The following is a 1,944-nucleotide window of genomic DNA, read 5'->3' as shown; positions in this document are numbered from 1 at the left end:
ATCACCGCATGAAACGTGCTAGTAACTCATACCGTCTTCAGTTGATTAAAGAAGTTGCCACCAGGCAAGAGCGGCTGAAAAGCGGTGATCCAATGGCGAGTTATATTCAGCATTTGATGGACGAACAACCAGAATGCGAAAAGCATTCAGAGGCTAACCATCGATTCTCTGGTAGTCATTTTGATGAGCATGCAGGTGGCTGGGTTAGCGACCGTTGGTCATTAAAATAGAGCGAAAGTGGTTATTTAAGCGGAGAGAGGGATTGTACGCAGATTCTCTGTAGGATCTCTCTTTGCTCGATTTCACTAAGTTGGTACCACAGATAGCGTTCTTCACGAGTGCGACCACAACCTAAACAGAAACCTTTAGAATCCGCTTGGCAATAGCCAATACATGGGTTTTGCGTTTGATTTCGTATATCCATACTACACCTTTAAATACAGTACACGATACTTAAGGTATAGCGGCAATTGAGAAAGCTGTAAAGTAGTTGATTTTAAAAAAGATCTTGTTGCGGGCTATCGTCTATTTTTTGCTCAGCGACGTTAGCCTGGTCTCGTTTGATTTTTCTCAGGTAGCGTTGACGACATAACTTGATGATATGTAGTTGTTGTGCCGGAGTCATATTAAGCCAGTTAAAGCGTTCGTCTCTCTTACGCATGCAACCACGACAGTAGCCTTTTTCATCTACTGTGCACACGCCTACGCAAGGACTTGGTACGACAAAAAACTCTAACTGTTCCAAACGGTCACCCATTTGCTAAAAAGCACAAATTACACTCTACGGCATCTATAATTGGATGTTTATCAATAAGTTCCAATATGTGATTCAGACCAAACTATGACTCAACGCTGACAAAAACAGTGTTTTATTATTTATACTGCAACCATCAAAGCCGAAGCTAAGGCTTATCTATCTAATTATTGGAGTTGATTTATTATGAAGCTTAGTCCAAAAATGTTACTTGCAGCAATTACCCTACCAGTTGTAGTGACCGCATGTGCAAGCAATGGTGACGATGTGAAACAAATTACAGCTCAAGATCTCCAGCACCACAACTGGGAGTTGGTTAGCATTGACGGTAAAGATATTGTTCTAGAGGGCCGTCAAAAAGCACCGCGTCTGGAAGTTGGTGAGAAGATGACAGCCAACGGTAACGCTGGATGTAACAACTTCTTCGGTCAGGCAGAATTAAAAGACAACCAATTCCGCATCGAAAAAATGGGTATGACTATGAAGATGTGTGTTGGTGATGTGATGGACGTTGAACAAGCTTTCTCTCAGACGCTATCTGATTGGAGCGACATGACTCTGACTAATGATTCTATGGTTCTGAAGAATGACGTTCATACTCTTACCTTCAAGCTTAGCGATTGGAAAAACTAATCACACGCTAGGTCATTAAATCTAAAAAGCAGCCAGATTGGCTGCTTTTTTACTTTTTGCTACTCACTTTTTACACAATCCGCCAACAAATACCTCAAATATATAATAAACCTATCTTTTTTCAGTCATAATGAATGAATAATTGAATTGTTCCGGTCTGAGTATCTGGCCGATCTAAATATTCAACTAACAGGGACCATTATGACAAGGCTGATCACTTTATTATCATCACTACTCGTTTCGATTTCTTCATACGCTTCTGACACTTGGCAACACACTGTCGAGCAGGCAAAAGGACAAACAGTCTACTTTCATGCCTGGGGAGGAAGCCAAGAGATTAACCGCTATCTTCAGTGGGCAAATAGCCAGTTACAGAGCCAATATGGTGTAACTCTTCAACACGTTAAGGTAACCGATATTGCTGAAACTACCACTCGCCTTATCGCAGAAAAAGCAGCGGGTAAAAACAGTGGTGGTAGCGTTGATATGGTTTGGATCAACGGCGAGAACTTTAAATCAATGAAAGATAACCAACTGCTGTTTGGACCTTTTACTAC

At 41.4% G+C, this 1,944-nt stretch carries 4 protein-coding genes and 1 pseudogene; 3 read left to right on the top strand and 2 right to left on the bottom strand.

Annotation, left to right across the window (positions count from 1 at the left end):
* Positions 1–8: 8 nt before the first annotated feature.
* Positions 9–230 carry a hypothetical protein gene (locus RH46_RS10985; RefSeq protein ID WP_040895660.1) on the top strand — a complete coding sequence of 74 codons (222 nt, stop codon included), beginning with the start codon at positions 9–11 and terminating at the stop codon, positions 228–230.
* A gap of 11 nt (positions 231–241) precedes the next feature.
* Here RH46_RS10985 and RH46_RS21805 read toward each other — a convergent pair whose 3' ends face one another.
* Both RH46_RS21805 and RH46_RS10980 read right to left on the bottom strand, forming a co-directional pair.
* Positions 242–424 (bottom strand): DUF1289 domain-containing protein, encoded by a 183-nt coding sequence (locus tag RH46_RS21805; RefSeq protein WP_071985914.1) that lies wholly within the window; start codon positions 422–424, stop codon positions 242–244.
* 72 nt (positions 425–496) lie between these two features.
* A complete protein-coding gene (locus RH46_RS10980; RefSeq protein WP_006879513.1) occupies positions 497–745 on the bottom strand; it encodes a DUF1289 domain-containing protein in 249 nt (82 codons plus the stop codon).
* 195 nt (positions 746–940) lie between these two features.
* Here RH46_RS10980 and RH46_RS10975 point away from each other — a divergent pair, with 195 nt between their 5' ends.
* Both RH46_RS10975 and RH46_RS10970 read left to right on the top strand, forming a co-directional pair.
* Positions 941–1,387 carry an META domain-containing protein gene (locus tag RH46_RS10975; RefSeq protein ID WP_006879512.1) on the top strand — a complete coding sequence of 149 codons (447 nt, stop codon included), beginning with the start codon at positions 941–943 and terminating at the stop codon, positions 1,385–1,387.
* Positions 1,388–1,588: 201 nt separating this feature from the next.
* A pseudogene (locus RH46_RS10970) lies at positions 1,589–1,944 on the top strand (ABC transporter substrate-binding protein); the annotation flags it as partial.

Origin of the sequence: Vibrio brasiliensis LMG 20546 (assembly GCF_000189255.1) — a bacterium.
GTDB classification, from domain to species: Bacteria; Pseudomonadota; Gammaproteobacteria; order Enterobacterales; family Vibrionaceae; genus Vibrio; species Vibrio brasiliensis.
The sequence above is the reverse complement of the archived record's forward strand: the minus strand, read 5'-3'. Positions and strand labels throughout refer to the sequence as shown.